At 50.1% G+C, this 20,009-nt stretch carries 16 protein-coding genes and 2 riboswitches; of the genes, 2 read left to right on the top strand and 14 right to left on the bottom strand.

Annotated features, from left to right (window positions below; genetic code table 11):
• Nucleotides 1-10: 10 nt before the first annotated feature.
• The 7 genes from PBA01S_RS18365 to PBA01S_RS18335 all read right to left on the bottom strand — a co-directional run bounded on the left by PBA01S_RS18365 (nt 11) and on the right by PBA01S_RS18335 (nt 8,013).
• Nucleotides 11-1,150 (bottom strand): DegT/DnrJ/EryC1/StrS family aminotransferase, encoded by a 1,140-nt coding sequence (locus PBA01S_RS18365; RefSeq protein WP_127576495.1) that lies wholly within the window; start codon nt 1,148-1,150, stop codon nt 11-13.
• Nucleotides 1,151-1,152: 2 nt separating this feature from the next.
• Nucleotides 1,153-1,737 carry an acyltransferase gene (locus tag PBA01S_RS18360; RefSeq protein WP_016313980.1) on the bottom strand — a complete coding sequence of 195 codons (585 nt, stop codon included), beginning with the start codon at nt 1,735-1,737 and terminating at the stop codon, nt 1,153-1,155.
• 22 nt (nt 1,738-1,759) lie between these two features.
• The gene (locus PBA01S_RS18355; protein WP_085279117.1) at nt 1,760-3,097 is read right to left on the bottom strand and encodes a nucleotide sugar dehydrogenase; all 1,338 of its coding nucleotides are present in this window, start codon (nt 3,095-3,097) and stop codon (nt 1,760-1,762) included.
• A 17-nt stretch (nt 3,098-3,114) separates the two neighbouring features.
• On the bottom strand, nt 3,115-4,125 hold the full coding sequence (locus PBA01S_RS18350; protein WP_127576494.1) for a Gfo/Idh/MocA family protein: 1,011 nt from the start codon (nt 4,123-4,125) through the stop codon (nt 3,115-3,117).
• Nucleotides 4,125-4,757 (bottom strand): YveK family protein, encoded by a 633-nt coding sequence (locus PBA01S_RS18345; RefSeq protein WP_084628852.1) that lies wholly within the window; start codon nt 4,755-4,757, stop codon nt 4,125-4,127. The genes PBA01S_RS18350 and PBA01S_RS18345 overlap by 1 nt, the downstream gene beginning before the upstream one ends.
• A gap of 247 nt (nt 4,758-5,004) precedes the next feature.
• Nucleotides 5,005-6,402: a glycosyl hydrolase family 28-related protein gene (locus PBA01S_RS18340; RefSeq protein WP_127576493.1), complete on the bottom strand. Its 1,398-nt coding sequence runs from the start codon at nt 6,400-6,402 to the stop codon at nt 5,005-5,007.
• A gap of 78 nt (nt 6,403-6,480) precedes the next feature.
• A riboswitch (cyclic di-GMP riboswitch) is annotated at nt 6,481-6,568 on the bottom strand.
• Nucleotides 6,569-6,678: 110 nt separating this feature from the next.
• Nucleotides 6,679-6,766, bottom strand: a riboswitch (cyclic di-GMP riboswitch).
• Nucleotides 6,767-6,885: 119 nt separating this feature from the next.
• On the bottom strand, nt 6,886-8,013 hold the full coding sequence (locus tag PBA01S_RS18335) for a glycosyltransferase family 4 protein (RefSeq protein WP_051135004.1): 1,128 nt from the start codon (nt 8,011-8,013) through the stop codon (nt 6,886-6,888).
• 407 nt (nt 8,014-8,420) lie between these two features.
• On the opposite strand from PBA01S_RS18335, the gene PBA01S_RS18330 reads away from it, so the two are divergent.
• Entirely contained in the window at nt 8,421-9,836 is a 1,416-nt protein-coding gene (locus PBA01S_RS18330) for an NAD-dependent epimerase/dehydratase family protein (RefSeq protein ID WP_051416877.1), read from the top strand.
• A complete protein-coding gene (locus PBA01S_RS18325; protein ID WP_164744196.1) occupies nt 9,802-10,731 on the top strand; it encodes a GNAT family N-acetyltransferase in 930 nt (309 codons plus the stop codon). Before PBA01S_RS18330 ends, PBA01S_RS18325 begins: the two co-directional genes overlap by 35 nt.
• 153 nt (nt 10,732-10,884) lie before the next feature.
• Here the strand turns inward: PBA01S_RS18325 and PBA01S_RS18320 are convergent, their stop codons facing one another.
• From PBA01S_RS18320 to PBA01S_RS18290, 7 genes are all read right to left on the bottom strand, one after another.
• Nucleotides 10,885-12,648 carry a glycoside hydrolase family 2 gene (locus tag PBA01S_RS18320; RefSeq protein ID WP_028538498.1) on the bottom strand — a complete coding sequence of 588 codons (1,764 nt, stop codon included), beginning with the start codon at nt 12,646-12,648 and terminating at the stop codon, nt 10,885-10,887.
• Between the two features lie 22 nt (nt 12,649-12,670).
• On the bottom strand, nt 12,671-15,100 hold the full coding sequence (locus tag PBA01S_RS18315) for a family 43 glycosylhydrolase (protein WP_028538499.1): 2,430 nt from the start codon (nt 15,098-15,100) through the stop codon (nt 12,671-12,673).
• Nucleotides 15,101-15,145: 45 nt separating this feature from the next.
• Complete coding sequence (locus PBA01S_RS18310; RefSeq protein WP_036699738.1) at nt 15,146-15,985, bottom strand: carbohydrate ABC transporter permease; 840 nt, start codon at nt 15,983-15,985, stop codon at nt 15,146-15,148.
• A gap of 38 nt (nt 15,986-16,023) precedes the next feature.
• Nucleotides 16,024-16,917 carry a carbohydrate ABC transporter permease gene (locus PBA01S_RS18305; RefSeq protein ID WP_028538501.1) on the bottom strand — a complete coding sequence of 298 codons (894 nt, stop codon included), beginning with the start codon at nt 16,915-16,917 and terminating at the stop codon, nt 16,024-16,026.
• Between the two features lie 90 nt (nt 16,918-17,007).
• Nucleotides 17,008-18,399: an ABC transporter substrate-binding protein gene (locus PBA01S_RS18300; RefSeq protein ID WP_255315390.1), complete on the bottom strand. Its 1,392-nt coding sequence runs from the start codon at nt 18,397-18,399 to the stop codon at nt 17,008-17,010.
• A 132-nt stretch (nt 18,400-18,531) separates the two neighbouring features.
• Entirely contained in the window at nt 18,532-19,626 is a 1,095-nt protein-coding gene (locus PBA01S_RS18295; protein ID WP_232228312.1) for a GntR family transcriptional regulator, read from the bottom strand.
• Nucleotides 19,627-19,766: 140 nt separating this feature from the next.
• On the bottom strand, nt 19,767-20,009 hold a 243-nt coding region (locus PBA01S_RS18290), incomplete at its 5' end, for a hypothetical protein (RefSeq protein WP_164744195.1).

The raw sequence follows: 20,009 nt of genomic DNA, 5'->3' as shown, positions 1-20,009 counted from the left end.
CTTCGTTCCTTCATGATTCGAGGACTTTTTGGATTTGCTCAGCGATTCGTCTTTGCGTCTCTTCATCCATGAGCGGCCAAATTGGCAGCGACAGCACCTCCGCAGACGCAGCTTCCGCTTCAGGAAGACAGAGCTCATTCGGTTGGTAGACCGGAAGCTTGTGAACCGGAACGGGATAGTACACGATCGAACTGATTCCTTCTGCAGCAAGTCCCTGCAAAAGTTCGTCTCTTCTTCCGTTTAATACTCGAATCGTATACTGGTGGTATACATGCTTGGCGTAGGAATGCTCCGTTGGCAACACGAGCCCCTCCATGCCGCCCAGCAGCTCCCGATAGCGCTCTGCGACTTGACTGCGACCTTGATTCCACTCTTCGATATAAGGAAGCTTGACCCGTAAAATGGCAGCCTGCATCTCATCTAACCGGGAATTGAAGCCAATCATTTCGTTATAGTACTTCTTCTTCGACCCGTGAGCTCGCAGCATGGCAGCTTTCTCGGCCAGACCGTCATCATTCGTGACTAGCAGTCCTCCGTCACCATAAGCTCCGAGATTCTTGGACGGGAAGAAAGAGTAACAACCAACATCTCCCAATGTGCCAGTCTTCTGCCCTTTATATTCCCCGCCAAAGGCTTGGGCAACATCTTCGATCACGACAAGCTGCCTACGTTGAGCCAGCTGAAGCAGCGGGTCCATGTCTACGGCGTGCCCAAATAGGTGCACCGGAATAATGGCCTTGGTCTTCTCTGTCAAAGCAGCTTCCAGCAATTCTACATTCAGGTTGTACGTCACCGGATCAATATCCACAAAAACCGGAACAGCCCCTACCCGACTAATCGCCTCAGCGGTAGCAAAAAACGTAAAAGGCGTAGTAATCACTTCATCGCCTTCGCCAATCCCTGTCGCCAGCAGCGCAATCACCAGCGCATCCGTGCCAGAATTCACCGCCACAGCATGTTTGACACCCAAGTAATCGGCCGCTTCCTTTTCAAATTGCTTGACGTTCTCTCCCATGATGAACGCTCCACGGTCTAGAACCGTCTCCAAAGCGCTTAGAATTTGAGGCTTCAATTGCTTCATCTCATAACTCATGTCGAGAACCGGGATTTTCTTATGGTGTACCGCTTGATTTACTCCGTCTTTGAGCATCGCTACACTTCCTTTGTTTTATGTACTGAGTTCTCACTTCGCTCATACTCACGTCCACATTCCTGGCAGATCGCTTTCAACCCGCTAAATGCAAGCGTAATCCCGCATTCGCATACCCAGCCCATTTGCCGGGCAGGCACTCCCGCTACGATGGCATATGGAGGAACATCGCGGTTTACCACAGCACCAGCCGCAACAAACGCCCACTCCCCAATTTCCACCCCGCACACGATGGTGGCATTGGCCCCAATCGACGCTCCTCTTCTTACTCGGGTCGGCCGATAATCGCTGCTCGTATTGCGAGGGAATGCCGAGCGGGGAGTCCGCACATTCGTGAAAACCATGCTGGGACCGCAGAAGACATAGTCCTCCAAAATGACACCTTCATACACGGAAACATTATTTTGAATTTTGACACCATTCCCAATCGTGACCCTTGGCGCAACAAAGACGTTCTGTCCCAAGCTGCAGGAATGGCCGATTTCTGATCCTGAAGAGATATGAGAAAAGTGCCATACTTTCGTGTTCTCCCCAATGACAGCGCCCTCGTCAATCACCGCTGTGGGGTGTGCCCAATAATTTGTCATCCATTTCACTCCGTCCCTCATGCTATAACAAGTAATATTGCTCCGGCTTGGCATACCCGTTCATTGCATTGCGCGTATCCAGCAACAGTCGGCTGCTTTGACCGACCAGGTCATAATCGAATGCCGAATGATCTGTGGCAATGACGGTAATATCGGATTGGGCAAGCCTCTCTTGCGTCAGCTCCACGGTTTCGTAAGTTTGCCCGCGATACTTGAATGCCGGGATGTGTGGATCGCTTAGGATAACCTCTGCTCCTCGCGCTTCCAGCAGTTCCACAATTTTAAGAACCGGAGATTCCCGATAATCATCAATATCCTTCTTGTAGGCTACGCCAAGTAAATAGACGACAGATCCATAAAGTGGCTTCTTGTTGGTATTGAGAAGTTCAGCGATTTTCTGTACAACGAATTCCGGCATGGAGTTATTAATTTCACCGGCAAGTTCAATCAGACGAGTGTGGTAGTTATACTCTCTTGCTTTCCAGGTAAGATAGAAGGGGTCAATTGGAATACAGTGTCCGCCCAATCCCGGACCCGGGTAAAAGGCCATAAAACCATAGGGCTTCGTCTTCGCAGCTTCAATCACTTCCCAGACATTAATGCCCATCCGGTTACACAATATAGCCATCTCATTCGCTAACGCGATATTGATATGACGGAAGGTATTTTCGTATATCTTCTCCATCTCGGCCACTGCGGGGCTGGAGACTACATGCACTTCTCCATCCAACACCTGCTTATACAGCGCTTCGGCGATTTGGGAGCAGGACTTCGTGACGCCGCCGACGACTTTAGGGGTATTCTTCGTATTGAAATGCTTGTTGCCCGGGTCAATCCGTTCAGGCGAATAAGCCAGGAAGAAATCCTTCCCGCAGATCCATCCGGTGGATTCGAGGATCGGCTTCACGAGCTCCTCTGTCGTTCCGGGATAGGTCGTACTTTCCAGGACTACGAGCATCCCGGGATGAAGATATTTGGCAATTTCCTTCGCGGAATTTTCCACATAACTCGTATCCGGCTGCTGGTAAATGTCCAACGGGGTTGGCACACATATCGCAACCGTATCCACCATAGAGATGAAGGAGTAATCCGAAGTCGCCTGCAGTCGCCCGCTGTCTACCATCGTTTTGAGATCTTCATCCACTACATCCCCAATGTAGTTATATCCCCGGTTAACCATGTCCACCTTGTGCGGCTGGACATCAAACCCAATGACCTGGTATCCGGCCTTTGCCTTCTCTACAGCGAGCGGAAGCCCGACATACCCAAGTCCAATGACTCCGATCTTCGCTGTTTTGCTGTGAAGCTTATCCATCAATTCGGTACGATGATCTTGCGATTGCAGCATTGATTCACGCATAGCGCCCTCTCCCTTTCCTACATAACGACTTGTGGACTGCCATTTTCAACCATATCAATGACAAGCTTCAGTGCATTTCTGCCATCCTCCAGCGTGATGGCTGGCGGGCGGTGATCCCGGATGGCTTCCACCATATCCTCAATGATGCATTGATGTCCCGGTTTGCCAAAGGGGTCCCGTTCAATCTCGGAAATCAGCACCTCCGTCTCTTCCTTGGTCATCGAGGAGCAATTCCATTGCTTAATCCAATTGGCCGTTCTGCCGCCGATTTCCGCATATCCATGCTCTCCAAAAACAGCGATCGACTCCTCCAAATTTTGCTCATACACCGTCGTACATGCCTCGACAACCCCCAGATGTCCGCTCTCAAACCGAAGCACGGCGACCGCAACATCCTCCGATTCAATCTTCCGGAACCGGGTATCCACCAACGATTTCACTTCCTTCACCGGGCCAAAAAGCCAGATCAACAGGTCCAAACTATGGATCGCTTGATTCATCAAGACGCCTCCATCCATGGCCTTCGTCCCTCTCCATGGAGCCTGATCGTAATAGGCTTGACTCCGATTCCAGCGAACCGTTGCATTCACATGACTTAACTTGCCGAACATCCCTTGATCCAACGCGTGCTTTAATTGCCGAATGGCTGGCCGATAGCGGTTAGGATGAACCACCGTAACCAGGACCCCATTCTCTTCTGCTGCCGCTGCAATGCGGTCAGCATCTTCCAATGTTAACGTAACGGGCTTCTCAATGATCAGATGCTTCTTGGCTTTGGCCGCGGCGGTGGCCATAGAAGTATGTAATCCGCTTGGCGTACAGATGCACACGACATCGATGTGAGGGCATTGTTGCAGCATCTCGTCCATGTTCAGATAAACCGGGACATTCCACTTCTCTTCCAGTTCAAGCAATCGTTGAGGGTTGTTATCACATAACGCCGTAAGTACCGCTCCATCCGTGCTATTTATCGATTCGATATGTTTGTTCGCAATATGGCCGCATCCGATAATCGCAAAGTGAATCATTAGAATTCCATCTCCTTTTCTCTCGGAGTTCGCCTTTGCTGACTGCGTTTGGAGCCCCCGCGCTTCTCCAGCAGCATCGAGACGCATAGCCCTGCAAATAGACCGATAAAGCCGCCGATCGCATAGTTCAAGATCTTCCGGGGGCTGACGGGAATTGAAGCCTCTTCCAGATTTGACTTGTCCAAAATCATGACACTGGAACTCTCCACCAGCTCTTTCGATTTCTGAATAAAGCTTTCGGCGAAGGCATTGGCAATGGCCACCGCATCCTGCGGATTGTCATGTGTGGCTTTGATAATAATTACTAGAGTGTCGGGGTCTGTCCTGACTTTGATCCGTTTTAATAATTCATATGCGGTTTCCTTGGTCTGTAGTTTATTTTTTGCTTCATTGGCAATAAATCGACTCTCAATCGCATCCTCATACGTTTTAGTTAACATCTGACTGGCCAAAAATTCGGTGTAAGTCCCCGCCTCGGTAGAAGCAATCGTAGCTACCAAGCTTGCAGTCGCTTGATATTGAGGTTTGGCCAGCGTATTAACCAAAAAAACGCCTCCCTCACAGACTAGAAGCGTAACAATAAAAGCAATCATGTGTTTTCTTAAGATTTTAAACAAACCGCTACTTTCCAATAGCTCCACCTCAGTCGATGTCAGAATATCACTCCAAAATAAGTCCCAGAAAATCAGTCATGAAAAAATAGGATAGGCATTTAAAACTAGGAAAATAGTCACCTAAATATAACCTTATATTAACACAAATTGCAATCAAGAGAAGAATGTTTTTTTTGACGCATTTGAGAGACAAACAAAAAACAGGTTTACGAAAAGACGATTGTCTCTTCATAAACCTGTTAAACTCTATCAAGTGATGATTTAATTATAAGTTCGATACTACCTTAACATTGACGTTCGATTTTGCCAGTTGGATGTTGAAGGCTTGTCCCTTAACGATGTTGTCCTTAACCACGATATCCTTCTGGATGCAATTCGCAAGATAGGTGGTCAGGTCGATTCCGCCCTTCGTTGTTTCAATCTTGTTGCCCTCGACCGTTCCGTTCTCCGCATTCTGCCAAGTCCAGATTCCTTTCTCGGCATGCTCGATCGTGTTGCTCGAAATGGTGAAGTTCTTCGTATTCCCTAACCGAATGCCCGTTGTTCCCGCAATCACACTTTGCTGCCCCATTTTAATCTTGTTCCCTTTGATGGTCACATGATTAACGGTCTCATCGGCGCTGACTTCAATCGCAGCATAATAACTGCCAACCCCTTCAATGCGATTGTCCGAAATGCTGTTGTTCGAAGCGTAGACGCTGATGCCAGCGTACATGTCAGGAGCCAACTGACCTTTATCTTTACCTTCGTAATAGTTGTTATTGAGATAGGAGTTCGTGATGATATTGCCGCTGACCGTAATCCCTTGGGCGTAAATCTTGATCGCACGTTTAGCGTTGAAGCTGAAGGTATTGTTGGCAATCAAGCTGCCCGCGTCCCGGCCCGTCCCACGATCCAGGTTCGGGTCTTCATAGAAAATCCCGTCCCCATCGTCGGCTGAACCGATGTGATGGATGTTGGAGTTCGTGATTCGAACGTTCGATGCAACCTTCTCTGCCGATCCCCAGGTTGTTGTAATATAGATGCCTCTGGAGATCAAGCTGCCGGCTGTCAGATTCACAGCCTTGATATTATAAATTTCAGAATTTGTGATTTCAATGTGATTGGTATCGCCATAAATGACAATCCCCGAGACGACACCCGTATAAAAATCGCTAGCCGGGTCACTGCTGTGCGTCGCATTGGCTGCCGCGATCCGATTCACTTTGACGAAGGAGCTGCCTCCCCCGATAACCAGAACACGATTTACGGCATGATTACCATCCAACATCAAGTCCGAGATTTCAATTCCAGTACCCGATGCATGGATCATTTCCCATCCAAATTTGTGAGCATCTGCTTGAATGACCGACTTCTTGCCTTCGCCTTTAAGCGTAGTTCCGCTCTCGACGATCAGCGTATTCACTGGATTCACCACGTAAGTGCCTTCAGGAAAATATACCGTTCCTTTGCTGCTTGCTGCGAGATCCAAAGCCCGTTGAATTGCCGACGTATCGTCAGTCACTCCATCGCCTTTGGCACCTTGGTCCTTCACATTAATCATTTGGGCGTCCTTTGGCTCAGCGTTCGCAGCAACCGGATTTATAGAGAAGTTAAACAGGAATCCGACTGCAACGACCAACGTGATAATCACGAATTTCTTAATCGATTGATTTGCTGCCATAAAGGACACCTCAAATTCGATAGGATAAAAAATAGAAAGCCCCCGTTTCAGGAAGCCTTCTATCTCATCCTGAAAACTTTCGGGAACTGGCTGGCATGTGATCTGCGACCACGAAGCCCCTGTAGCTTTGCGTCCCGCACTTTCATGCGGTTTGCCTTTTCGATGTTCTCGTATTCAATTTCTGAGGTTTGGAGTGGAGTCAATTTCTGAGGTTGGAGTCAATAAAAAAAGAACCAAATAACTATAGTTATAAGGTTCCTCATCGGAAACCTGTATGTAGGGAGCTGGCTGGCATGTGATCCTCGATCACGAAGCCCCTGTAGCTTTGCGTCCCACCCTTTCGAGCGGTTTGCCTTTATTCGACATTGCAGGCTTAAAATATGTTAGATTATGGTTCTATAGTAGCATATCCTCTATGAATCTGTAAACTAGCACTTTACTAATATTTTACTAGACGACAAAATGTTCCATTGGATGCCTGATTCACATCCGGTCTTTATAGACAGAGGTTAATTCCTCCAGCACGTTCTCAATCGCATACGTCCCCGTAAGTAGATCTCGTCTTGCAGCTATCTCCTGCCGAAGCAAGGGATCATGATATAACTGCAGAATCCGATCAGCAAAGGCATCGGCATCGCCGAGCTCGACCAGAAATCCATGGACGCCTTCCCCGACGAGGTCCCGGTTTCCCCTTACCCGAGTTGCCACCACAGGTAGGCCGCTGGCGATCGCCTCCATAATATTGACCGGCAAGCCCTCCTGCCGGCTCGAGGATACCGCTACATCCGCCAATGCGTAAATGTTCTCCATGTCCTTCCGGTGTCCGAGAAAGGTAACATAAGGTTCCAGCCCTTTCTCAGCAACGAGACTTTTGTAGAACGCCTCCAGTTTCCCTTTGCCGGCAAGCAGCAGCTGCACATTCGGAATGGCATCCTTTAATTTTTGGATCGTCTCCAGCAGGAGCGTCTGGTTCTTGCGATGAATCATTTCCGCCGCATATATGAGAACAAAACGGTCTTGTCCGACGCCATACTCTTCTCGCAATTGCCGCTTTTGCTCCGCTGTAGGCGGTTTAAATCTCTCGAAGCTGATCCCGACCCCATGCACAAAATGGATGAGCCCCGGTTTGAATTTCCCTCGCTTAGCCCGCTCGAAATCCTCATCATTCATCGTTACCAGAACGTCAGTATACCGAGAAAGCCACTTCTCCACCGGATAGTAGATCAACCAATTGATGCGAGAAGCCCCCTTGTAAAAATGAAAACCATGAGCAGTATAGACGACTTTCGTGCCTTTTCTTCGACTTTGGCGGGCAGCCAGTCTCGTTAACACTCCGCCCATAGGGGTATGACAATGAATGATCTCGTATCCCTGACTGTCGATAATTCTTTTTAGCTCCCGTAGAGCCTTGAGGTTATCCCTGCTATAGGGAGAACGCTGGATGGGAATATCAAACTGCTTGTCCGCCCATGGAACCGGCTCAGAACCATTCGCAGCCACATGAACCTCCCAGCCCTGATCCCGGAACCATTTCAAGTAAGGTAGATGAAATGCGTTAATGTGAGACACAACCGTAGCGCTAAATAACACCTTTTTGGGCACCCATACCATCCGCTTTCTAGTAATATAGTACCAAATATATCAGTCTTTATAGGGGAGTTCAATCGCTGTTCTATCATAAGTTTAGGGTGACTAGCCCATAGGGTTCTGATATATTAGTAGTTATCAAGTCCATACTCAAATCTACCTAATCATTTTTTCTCTCTCAGGACAACTTAAGGTCCACTCCTGCCTGCATAGAACAGACTCTCACATCATTTCTCTCATCATCTCACGACAATTTAGGAGCCGACCGGCACAACATCAGATCAGACAAAATTCAGAAGACTTGCATTTGCATGGTAATAGGCATAAGGAAATAGTATAAAAGTTCTACTTCGTGTTTACACCAGATTTGGAAAAAGCTATGATTAACTTATGGATAAGTAACCAATTGAGTCAACTATGGGGTGGAAATTGTGAAAGTTTTAATCACAGGAGGCTACGGCTTTATCGGTTCCTTTGTTGCCGAGAGATTTCTTCGAGAAGGACATCAGGTTGTCATTATAGACAATATTTCAACCGGCAATGTAAATCATATTAAGTTTCCTCATACTTCCTATATTTTGGATGTAGAGAGTCCGAATTGCGAAGCGGTCTTTGAGCAACACGAGATCGACGCAGTGATTCATCTTGCAGCCCAGGTCGATATTGTTACTTCTGTGGAGAACCCCTATGCTGATACGAAATCGAACATTTTAGGCCTTACGAACATGCTTCAACTTTCTGCCAAGTACCAAGTCCGGAAATTTATTTTTGCGTCATCTGCAGCTGTATACGGAACTACGCAAGAAATGCCACTGTCCGAATCCTATCTTTGCAAGCCGGTATCACCCTATGGAATTAATAAGCTTCTTGGTGAATATTACTGTGAGAAATGGAAAGAGCTCTACGACCTAAGCACGCTATGCTTCCGCTTCGCCAATGTATATGGACCTCGGCAAGGAACGATCGGCGAAGGCGGCGTCGTCTCCATCTTTATGGAGCGGGTGCGAGATGGGAAAGAGCTGGTCATCTATGGAACCGGAGAGCAGACACGAGACTTTATTTATGTGGAAGACGTCGCAGAGGCCATTTTTCTAGCTGCAGGCACCGAGCATTCGGGAGTGATGAATCTATCTACCTGTACAGAGAACTCGATCAATACGTTGATTGAGATCCTCTCCGAGCTTCATCCCTCACTCCCTAGTATCATTCGAGTGAATTCCCGCCCTGGAGATATCTACCGATCCGTTCTGAATAACGAGTTGCTGCGTTCCACCATCAACTGGACGCCAAAGTATTCCTTCAAGGAAGGACTGATCCAAACCTACGAATGGTTTATGCGGGAATCTCAAAGCTTGACGAAAAAGAAGAAAACCTCAACGAATTCTTCCACCTTGTATAACGACGAGCAGATCCAAAATGAATTGCTTGGCTCGGCCCTGTCCCGAAACATTCGAAGTCTCTACCTAAGTCAGAACGAGCTGTATCTGGAAGGGACCCCTGTGCTCAAGCCAGAAATTTTCACGGCGGTCATTCACTCCAGAATTCAAGCCAAGATGAAATTCGATACGGATTACGTTCTGCTCGCGATCACGAGCGAGGTCAGAGATAATGAACAGCTGCTTCATGCGGTTGATCGGACCCTGAGGGAGAATGATTATATCGGTTTAAGCGAGACCGGCACCCCACAAATTCTGCTGTCGAATGTCTCTCTGAACGATGCGGGCATTGTTATTGAAAGGCTGGCCCGGCAAGGAGTCGTTGCGGAAGTCATTTCCGGAACCAATCCTACGAAAGGAGATTCAAAGCAACGGAATGATGGAGCAAACAACACTGTCCAAATGGGCTGAATTTAACCGCCGGCGGTGGAATTGTCGAAGTGATTATCATCGGTTGCAGCTTCCCCAATCTGAGGTATACGGTGAAATGCTGCTGTTCATGGATGCAAAAGGGAGGTCGTACCTCCCGCCACAGAACCCCTACCACTTGACCTACTTTTATCCAACAGCCACAAGCAAGGCTTCACGATCGAATAAGCAATGGCATGAGGTCGCCAACCTCATGATTGATCGATTGTTGGAGCTGAAAGGGAGAGTTATTTTACATCTCCCCCCGCATATTGAGGATGTTCGTCCATTTACCTGGAGAGGCTTCAAGAGCGATGTTCGATATACATACCAAGTGGAATTGCCCTATCAGATTGAAGAGGCCAGCAAATCCATACGCAACAAAATCAAGAAGGCTTCTTCTTTAGGATATTACACTGTAAAAAGTAATAATATGGATCACGCATACCAATGCCTCATCGAAACCGAACAGCGTCAAGGGTTCAGTCATCAGCTCTCCGTGGAGGATCTGAAGCTGGCACAAGATTTGATGGGGGAAGAGGCGTTCCGCTGCTATATCTGCTATTCACCGGAAGGTGAACCGGTCAGCGCCAATATTTCGCTGCTGTTCCATCCTGAATGGGCTACCGGTTGGATCGCTGGAACCAAGAGTGCACACCTGCAGAACGGTGTGGTTCAGATGCTGCAGTTATTTGAATTTGAGGATCTGACCTCCATCGGTGTCAAAGGATTTGACTTCACAGGTGCAAATATTGAATCCGTATCTAACTCCAAAGCAAGTTGGGGAGGCGATCTGGTCCCATATTATGTCCTTCGACGCCCCTCCTTTAAGGATATTGCCCGCGCTGGAATAGATTGGCTTCAATTTAATTACAAGCAATCTCGCGGGAAGCGTTAGACATCCGACCCGAATAATGGGGCCGCTCCCTTTGCGGACGGATGTTTCAGATGAGACAGCCCAAAAACACCTCCAAGAACATGCGCTCCTTGTCATAAGATCGGGAGAGCATCTTGGAGGTGTTTTTTCATTGGATAGAAAAGAACCGAAGCACTAGGCCAGATTAATCCGTCGGATCGTCTCCATCGGCACCTTTGGTTCACGGCTCTCCGTCAACAAACCGTTCACTTCCTGCTGCACGTCGGTAATTTGCGTATAGCAGTAGCCGCAGATGGCATCAATCGATTTAATCGCATTCGTGATGCTCTCAAAGCGTTCGAGAAACGCTTCTTCACTGCTCACCTGGTTGCCGTAGCCCCAACCCGACTCCGATTGGAAGGCGATCCCGCCGAACTCCGTTACGAGAATGGGTTGACCGCGGTAGGCGTACCCCTGTGCGAGTGCATACTTCCAATTGTTAAACGAAATGTTGTTCCCGGTGACCGCCTCCATATCCTTGTAACGCTCCAGGAAGCGGCTTCCCGATTCCTCATAATCGTGCAGGGTCAGAATGTCCGATACCGTATGCTCCCACCCGTCATTCGTTATTACGGGACGATAAGGGTCGATCGCTTTGGTCAGGTGATAAATCCCCTCGGTAAACTCCTGCTGCTTGCGGTCGGTCATAATATTCGCTATCCCCCAAGACTCGTTAAACGGAACCCAGGTGATAATACTTGGGTGATTGTACTGCTGACGAACAATTTCCACCCATTCTTTCGTAAACGCCTCAACTGCTTCATCATTAAACTCAAACGTCGCCGCCATCTCCGACCAGACGAGCAGCCCTTTGACGTCGCACCAATACAAGAACCGGGCGTCTTCGATCTTCATATGCTTGCGCACGCCGTTATAGCCCATCGCCAGGATTTTATCAATATCCTCCAGAATCGCTTCCTCGGAAGGCGGCGTTAAGTGCGAGTCCGGCCAATAGCCCTGATCCAGAATCAAGCGTTGATAAATCGGTGAATTGTTCAGCAGCACCTTGCCGTTTTCAATCGAGATCTTCCGCACTCCGAAATAGGAATAGACATGATCCACGACCTGACCGTCCCGGTACAGAATAAACTCCACATCATACAGATTGGGACGCTGCGGCGACCACTCGCTAAATTTCCACGGCCCTGACGCTTCATGCAGCAAATCCGCATCCGCCCGAAGCCAGGGCCGGTCAATAGCAAGTCGCATCCGCTTCACCGTTTGCCCTTTCAGAGAGATGACAGTTTCCAACTCCAACGGGCTGTCGCCCTTCAAATCGCCTGCCACCTGATATTCGAAGGTGACCGATCGGCGGTCGAAGTCAGGGGTGATTTTCACGGCATCCACATGTGCCGAGTCCACAAATTCCATCCAGACCGTCTGCCAAATCCCCGTCGTTTGGACGTAGAAGCACTCGAAGTTATCGTTCTGCCAGCGCTGTTTCCCGCGAGGCTGAGTGCAGCTATCGCTGTCCTCGACCTTAACCGACAGCACATTTTCGCTGCCAAAGGTCACATATGGCGTGATGTCAAAAGAGAACGCGGCATACCCGCCCTGATGCTGCCCAACATAGACGCCGTTAACCCACAGCTTGGCCCGATAATCTACGGCTTGAAAATGAAGGATCGCTCGCTTCCCCGCCGCCTCGGCTGGGAGCGTTAACTTCTTCTCATACCATACCTGAGGGTGAAACGTCTCCTCCCCGATCCCGCTCAGTTTGGTTTCGTACGTAAACGGCACCCGGATCTTGCGATCGGCCTGCAAATCCACGTACCAGTTCTCCCGCTCACCGACATTGTCATCGTCAAAGCGGAAGTCCCACTCTCCATTCAGATTGATCCATTGCTCCCTTACAAATTGCGGTCTGGGGTAATCTTTGATATACATTTGAGTTGTCATAGGTTTACTCCTTTTCCTCTATCTATCTCGTCTCTCTCACTTGCATCTCCCTAAAGCTAAATGTCGAACCAATACTCCGCAGGCCTGCTCTTCCATGGAAGAAAGGATCGGAATCCGTATAATCCATCACGGGTTCCTCCTCCTGCCCCCAGAAGACTCGAATGCGGGAACCCTCCATTACTACACGCAACATATAAGTCTGCCCGGGTTCCATCTGAACGCGTCCGCTGCTCACCGCCAGCGCCCCGTAATTGAGCTTCAACAGCTGCAGCTGTCCATCGTAAAGGCTAATCGCATAGCCCATCGCCGAGTCCTGCACCTGATGCGGAAAATAAGACTCGTTCGTCGTACGAACGAAGACCTGGCTTTCCCCGGTCATCCCATCCGGAACGTCAACTTGCACGGACAACTCATAGTCATCCCAAGCCGCATTGCCGACGAACAAGCGATCATCCGGCCCTCCGCTGCCTCTAAATCCGCCGTCAATGGCTTCAAACGTGCCGTAAAGATCCTCGGCTTCCACCGAATCGAACAGGTTAGTCCCTTCTTCCGATACTTCCTCCGAGGCATAGAATGTCACATCTTTAAAAGCCACTTGTCCCTTGCGCAGCTTGATTGTCAGCGGTTGATAGCCCTTCGGAAGCTCCATCGCTCCCAGCTTGATCGTCTTCCACTCCGCATCGGCATCCGGTGCAATGTCAAAGGTTTGCTTCACGTTCCCGCTGCTCACTTCAATCTTGGCTGCTTCCTCCGAGGTCAACAGGCGCATCGTTACACCATAGGTTCCGGCCTGGGCCACGTTAACCTTATAGGTCAGCCAATCCCCTGCCTGCTCCAGCTTCACAAAATAACTGCGATCCTCCGCCATGCCAATGGAAACCCCATCAGTCTTCCGATACTCCACCTCAGCAGCAGCAGACGATTTTACCTGGAAACCGCGGCCGGCGTCCTTCAAGTAATGGACCGCTTCCACGCTGCCCGGAAGAGGTTTATACACTTCGAAGTCACTGCTCCCGTTCACATCGTTGGAGAACGCGGTATACGAATACACCGGATCAGCACCGGAGGCTGCGTACCCGATCCGGCCCTGAATCGCAGCTTGCTGCGGCAGGTTGAACTTCTGCATCTGGTCGAAGTAAACGCGCACTGAGCTGCCGTCATTTTCCACACGCAAGGTATGAAGTTTCGTATAGTCGAATTCCTCCGGCAATTGAAGATTGCTCAGCGTCTGAGCTTGCCCCTGACTGACCTGCATCACCGCCAACTCACCGCTTCCGGGCTTCAAGCGCGCAGACCAGTAATTGTCCGAATCAACATAGGCAAAAATTGCATCCACATAAGCCTCTTTATCCTCCACTAGCTGCTTCAAGCTCAGGTTGTATTCGGCGGTAAATCCGGCGTTCGTTTCCGCTTGGCTTATCCATCGGCGGGTCCCGTCCGGCAGCGTCTCCTCCTCCCAGTCCGCCTGAGCCTCCGGCTGATCCAACCGGCTTCGGAAATCCGCTTGCTTGGGCACCGGCTGAGGGGTATTCGTCGGCCCCAGCACTTCCATCCGGTCACCGTTAAACACGATACGATCGATATCCATCTGCCGCACCGGCGGACCTTCCGCGGAAGCGCCAACCAAATTGTGATACACCATATAGTAGGAATCCAAATCCGGCCCCACAAAGCTCGAGCTGTGACCTAGACCCACGAAAGAGCCGGAAGTATGAATGACTAACGGGTTATTTTCCGGCACCTGATAATCTCCTGTGGGGTCGTCGTGGGCTACGGCATAGTTAATTCGATACCCTTTGCTGAACACATGGTTTCCGGTGTAGGTCATATAATAAGTGCCGTTTCGCTTGATAATGGTCGAGCCTTCCGTCCAATGGCCAAGATAAGCGTTGGTCGTCGTCCCGAGATCCATCGTGTAGGGGTCCGTCATCGGATGAATGACGATGCCTTGATCCCCTGCATGCGTGAAATACCACTTGCCGTTATCATCAATAAAAACCGAGCCGTCGATGCTGAGCCCCAAATTTTCCGTTTGAACCTCAAACGGCCCGGTTGGACTGTCGCTTCGTAACACGTAATGCCCGTTCCCCGCCGGCGAGGTGTACATATAGAAATAACCGTTCCAATACACCACTTCGGGGGCATAGGCCCCTGTCGTGATTGGATCCTCGGTGACCAGGCCTTCCGGAGTCCAATGAATCAGGTCCTCGGAGCTCCAGCCTTTGATCCCGGGGCGGCCGTCCTTTGTACTGCAATAGAGATAGTACTTTCCGTCATGGCGAAGGATATAGGGATCGCCAATGCCGTAATCCTCCCATTCCTCGGGCAAGGTAAAGGGGTTCTGATAAGTTGGATCCTGTTCGCTGTACATTTCGATCTTCACCTCTTCGTTCGAGCTGCATGAACCGAGAACAAAAGCCAGACAGACGGCGGTACATAAGCTTGCCAGCATCCGCTTCTTCCTACGCCTAGGCATGTGACGCTTCATGTTCGCCCCCTATCCCTTCAACCCGCTGATCGCCAACGACTCAACAAAATACTTCTGGCAGAAGAAGAACACCAGGATGACCGGAACCATAGCAATCACGGAGGCGGACATAATCAGCGGATAATCCGAATTGCTGATGTACATCGATTGGAGCGAAGCAATCATAACTTGGATCGTCTGCTTCTCCGGCGTGTGCAAATAAATCAATGGGCCGAGGAAGTCGTTCCAGATCCCCATGAAGCCCAGCGCCGCTTGAGCCGCAATCGCCGGTTTGGCGATCGGCAGCGCGATTTGGGCGAACGTTCGGAAGAATCCGCTCCCGTCCAGCTTCGCGGCCTCAATCAACTCTGTGGGAATCGAGCCTTGCATAAATTGCCGCAGGAAAAAGACCACCACAATGTTGCCAAATAGCCCGGGGATAATTAGCGGCAGCAATGTGTCCACCCAATCCAATTCGGAGAACCCGATAAACTGCGGGATCATCGTCACCGAATACGGGATCATCATCGTGCCGAGCAAGCACATAAAAATCGTTTCTTTGAACGGAAAATCCACCTTGGCAAACGCATAAGCCGCCATCGTCGAAATAAACAAACCAATCGTCAGGACGAAAACGACGATCAACGCACTATTGAGAAAGCCGTGTAATATCGGCGCCTCGGACCAAACGCCCTTATAGTTAGCGAACGTCATCGGATCCGGAATCCATTTGGGCGGAAGGTCGAAGACATTTTTCTTCTCCTTCAGGGAGGTGGAGAGCGACCAGGCCAGCGGGGCCAGCATGATGATCGAACCAATCAATAAGATCAGGACATTAATGCTCAGGGTTATTCGACGTTTCAGCAGCATAATCACGCCTCCATTGCTTAAGTCTCAAGGTACGCCTCCTAATCGTTGTAGATCCAACGTTTGGACAAACGGAATTGGAGCAGCGTCAGGATGAAGATAATGATGCCCAGCACCCAGGCCAACGAGCTGGCGTAGCCCATATTGAAATACTCAAATGCATGCTGATAAATATAGAAGACCACCGTTGCCGCGCTGAATTCGGGGCCGCCGTCCGCCGCCATCACGTAGATCTGGCTGAACGCCTGGAACGTGCCGATGACGCCCATGACTACGATGTAAAAGTGGATGTTCGATAGGAGCGGAAACGTAATCTTGGTGAATTTCTGAAACCCGTTCGCCCCGTCCACCTCGGCCGCCTCATAGTAGCTTCGGGAGATCGATTGCAACCCGGCCAGATAGAGCACCATATTGCCGCCGATGCCGCCCCACAACCCCATCAAGATCAAGGAAGGCTTGATCCAACGTGGATCACCAAGCCAGTTCGGGCCGGTGATATGGAACCCATTCCATAACATCTGATTTAGCAGCCCATAGTCTTGGTTTAAGATCCATTGCCACAAGAGGGAGACCGCGATGATCGGCGAGATCACCGGGATGTAATAGATCGTCCGAAACACCGAAATCCCTTTGATTTTCTGGTTCATGAGGATGGCCAGCAGCAGCGACAAGAGCATGCCGAGCGGAATGCCAATCAGCATAAACACCGTGTTGAACAGCGATTTGTATACTTTTTCGTCCTTAAACAAGTCCACGTAGTTGGCCAATCCAACAAATTTGGGGGATGATACCATGTCCCACTGGGTTAGGCTCAATACGGCAGATGCGACTAACGGAGCAAGGCCAAAAATCAAGAAGCCAAGCACCGGCACCGCGACGAAGCCGTAAGCCCATAGGATCTCCTTGCGCCGAAAACCGGGGATTTTATTGGTCATGACCCTTCTTCCTTCCCGCGAAAGAATTAAGAGAAGGTGAAAGCAGTACGCATCTGGCTTCCACCTTCCTTTGTTCGTTGTTATACCAGGTTACTTGTTCCCTTTGTCGTACAGCTCTTGCAACTTAGGCGCAATTTCTTTGACGAATTCGGCTGCCGTCTGCTTGCCAGTCCACACCTTGCTGGCTTCTTGGTTGAAGGTATCCAGCCATTGCGTGTCCTTGGAACCGTATTCGACCGTCGGACGCCCATATTCGATAATGTCAAGGAAGACCTGCTTATGCTCCGGCGCTTTGCCGTTGTTTAAGTAATCATTGGTCGCCATATCAATCAGGTTCGGGACAGCTTGACCCAGATCCATGTTTTGCTTCTGACCTTCAGGGTCCAGGGACAAGAAGGCCGCCAGGTTAAACGCTTCTTGTGGATGCTTGGATTTGCTGGAGAGTGCGAAGCCCATCGAGCCCAGCCAAGTCGACGTTTTTCCCGTGTTCGGACTGGCTGGCCATGGCGCGATATCCCAGTTGAAAGGCAAATCCCAGAAAGCCGGCTGGTCCCAAGGGCCAAGCGGGAACATGCCGATCTTGCCCGCAACGAACCGCGAATAGCTGTTCATCGCCTTCTCATCATCCGCAGAAGGACTGACATGATGCTTCAGATTGAGATCGGCGATAAATTGCATCGCTTCGGCAAACTCCGGCGAATCCACCTTGATCGTCCCGGTCGCATAGTCGATGTAATCTCCGCCGTTGCCCCATACGGCAGCTTCCAGAGGGAAGCCCGCTCCGCCGAAAATATCCACCTTACCGTCGCCGTTCGTATCCTTCGTGACCGCTTGAGCGGCTTTCAGGTAATCGTCCCAAGTCCAACCGCCCGGCTCCGCCGAAGGATATTCCGCTCCGGCTTCATCAAAGAGATCCTTGTTGTAGGCCATCGCCCATGGACCTACGTCCTTCGGAAGTCCGTACAAATCTCCGGTGCCCAGCGTCTTCCCGTCATACCGGTAACGGTCAAGCCCTTGCTTCCATACGTTGTTGGGATCAAACAACTCCGTGTTATCCAAGTAGCTTTGAATGTTGAGAATCGTACCGGCTTCCGCATATTTATAGAAGGCTGGTCCAGAGAGATAGAAGATATCCGGCGCTTTCCCGGAGGCTACCAGTGTCGTAAGCTTCTGATGGTATTCCGCCGGCGGTACGCTCGTGTAGTTCACTTTTACATTGGGATATTTCTTTTCAAAGGATTGGATTAATGTGGTAAAAATTTTCTTCTCGTTAGGATCCCCGTGCCCCATGAAGGAAATTTCCACCTTCTCGTCTGAGGTTGTCTGCTGCCCGTTGGATGCGCGATCATTTGGGTTTCCCGTTTCCTGCGAGGCATTGGCCGAGCCCGAGTTGCTGCTGGAGCTAGAGCCACAGCCTGTAAGCGCTACCAACATGGTCATGACCAAACACACCGCGATGATTGCCAAGCGATTGGTTTTCACGTGCATAACCTCCCTATTGAATTTTCGTAAATGGGTATCGCGGCTACGAACGGTTTATTCAGCTTATCTTTGCAGGACTGTAACCGCTTTACATTTTGCATTTTAGTATATCCGCCCGTACATTAGTATACTTTATTTAGTATATAATATATTTTTTATAATCAATTCTACAGGAATCGTCACTCTTCGCGGATTGGAGCGCCCCTCCATCTGCTCCAGCAAACATTCCACGGTATGCTTGCACATCGTAGCGATATCCTGCTCCACATAATGGATGCCGGGTCTCCCTGGCTCGTCGAATCCGAAGAGCGTAAAATCCTCCGGTACCCTCTTGCCCAAACGAAGCAGCGCATCATAGGCATAGTTTGTGAGCTGAGCGTTCATGACGAAGGCTGCTGTAATCTCGGGATGCGAACGGAAGAAGTCATAGATCATTTCCTCGCCGTTTCCGTTATGGATATCGTTGATATTGAGGATGCACCATTGGTTTTTGTTGATCGGCAATTGGTTCTGATAGAAGGCCCGTTCGAAACCGGCCGCGCGGTCTTCCGTGACGGTATTCGTGATCACCGGAGAGATCAAGGCGATATTCCGATGCCCCTGCTCCAGCAAGTAGCTCACGGCGTTGAAGGTGCCCTTCTCATTATCCGCGCTGACGCTGTAGGTTCGGATATCTTTCAAATAGCGGTCGATCAGAACCAGCGGGAACTTGTCGATGGACAGGCGCAAAATATCCTCGTTGTAGTTCTCCTCCTCCGTCGGAAAGATCACCATCCCCTTTACGCCGTTGCGATTAAACGCTTCGATCGCTTCGCTCTCGTTCCGTTGCGATTCCCTCGAAATGCTAAGCGTGAGTTGGTAACCGGACGCCCAGGCAAACCGTTCGATATTGTCCACGATCCGCTGCTCCACCTTCGTTTGCAGCGTTGGGATAATCAAGCCAATGGTGCCTTTGTAAGGTGTCCCCGTACGCTGCGCCGTTCCAGCCGTGTTCAAGACCTTCCAAACCTCTTCATTCACGAAGGTGCCCTTGCCTTGATGCCGGGTTAAAATGCCTTCATCCGCCAGGCCGATCAAAGCGTTCTTGCTCGTGATTTGGCTGACATGATACTCCTCGGCCAGCTCCTTCTCCGACGGAATACGATCCCCTGGTCTGAGCTCCCCGGATAGGATGCGTTCCTTAATATCGTCCTGAATCTGCTTATATAGGGGTAAATTCTTCACCATAGACCACTCCCACTGAACCAGATATAACATATATATACTTAGTATATTATTTATTTTATTTTTGTCTATGAGAAGATCTAAAGTCGTAAATGAAACGAAAAAAAAGTACGCCCCTCACCTGAGAGACGTACCTGGATGGCTCACTTTTTCTTCTTGCGAACAAACGCGGCGGTGGCGTTCCCGCCGCCGTTCTTGCCCTTGCCGCCGCCCCGTTTGCGGCTTGGGGCGGCCTCCCCGGCGCCCTCGTCGCGGGCGCCGATGAAAATCCCGCTCGCGGACGTCTTCTTGCGCCGCGAGCTTTTGCCCTCGCCGGTCCGGTATCGAGGGCCGGCATCGCGGGCGACGGCGACCGTCCCGGAGGCATAGCCTCCCTTGCCGGAGCC

This window comes from Paenibacillus barengoltzii NBRC 101215 (assembly GCF_004000745.1).
Lineage (GTDB): Bacteria > Bacillota > Bacilli > Paenibacillales > Paenibacillaceae > Fontibacillus > Fontibacillus barengoltzii.
Note: the sequence above shows the minus strand (reverse complement) of the source record. Positions and strands in the feature narration are given on the sequence as shown.